The sequence below is a fragment of the Bradyrhizobium sp. LeoB3 genome (assembly GCF_055456055.1).
In genome coordinates, this window is the sequence record NZ_JBVBEF010000307.1 from 1 (window position 1) to 1032 (window position 1032).

The 1032-nt window shown below is 61.1% G+C and carries 2 protein-coding genes; both read right to left on the bottom strand.

What is annotated here, in order from left to right; all coding sequences use genetic code 11:
- A partial coding sequence (locus ACZXDY_RS46025) for a TSUP family transporter (protein WP_464350028.1) occupies positions 1-428 on the bottom strand: 428 nt, incomplete at its 3' end.
- 204 nt (positions 429-632) lie between these two features.
- Positions 633-1032 (bottom strand): LysR substrate-binding domain-containing protein (locus ACZXDY_RS46030; RefSeq protein WP_464350029.1); only part of this gene is annotated, 400 nt, incomplete at its 5' end.

The window sequence follows — 1032 nt, forward strand, 5'->3', positions numbered from 1 at the left end:
CCAAGCACGCCGTTGAGGAAGCCAACCGCAGCGTCGGCCGCGCTCCCTCCGGTGGAGATCGGTTTTAGGCTGGGTCGAAGAAGTGCGTCGAGACTGTACGCAGCGAGGAACGCACCAACCGCGATGCGGACGGTTCGAGGATCGGACCAGGTCAAGAGAGACACTCCGGTCGGAACCCCGAGAGCGGCGCCGACGATGAACGGCAGCAATTTGCTCCCATCGAGCGCGCGGCGCAGTCTCCAGACTGAGTAGCCTTGCACCAGAAGACCGAAGCCGACGATCAATGTCGCGCTCTGCAGCGGCGTGAGGATGTAAAGCCATAGCGAAGCCGCCACAAGTCCAAAGGCAAAGCCCGAGAGCCCAGCAACAAGTGCACCCGCAAAGGTCGCAAGCAGAAACAGCGGCAGTTCAAAAGTGGACCCGTCCATGCGCTCGCTCCATAGAAAAGCGAGCAGCGCTTGCATGGGGTCACCATTTTACGGGGAGGCTGCGACGTCCCCGATCAGTAAACTAGCGCAGGAAGCGAACGGCCGCAACGAGCGACGGTTTTCCGCCGCCTTTCCTATTCGCAACGGCGATCAGGAAGGATTACTGACCGTTGCTTGATCTTCAATCGTCTGCGTGAGGGCGGATCAGTCCCCGCTCTCTTTGAGCGGGCTCAAGGACCAGCCCAGCTGCTTGAGCTGCCGCAGATCCCTGGAAGCCTCTGCCAAGAGCCAGTCGCGGAACGTGACGATCTTCGGCTGGGCTGTCGTCGCCTTCGGACAGATGATCCAGTAGGTCTTCGATAGTCGCAACGCTTCCGGAAATGGCCGCACCAGCCGCCCGTTGATCAGGTCCCATGCCGCCAATGTCGTACGGGCAAGCGCGATACCCTGCCCGTTGATCGCCGCGTCGATCACCATGCTGGCCCGATTGAGCACGGGGCCGTGAATGATATGCGTGTCATTGACGCCCGCCGCCTGCAGCCACCTGGACCAATCGGTTCGGCTGTCCATATGGATCAGCGGATAGTTGAGGATATCGGCCGGC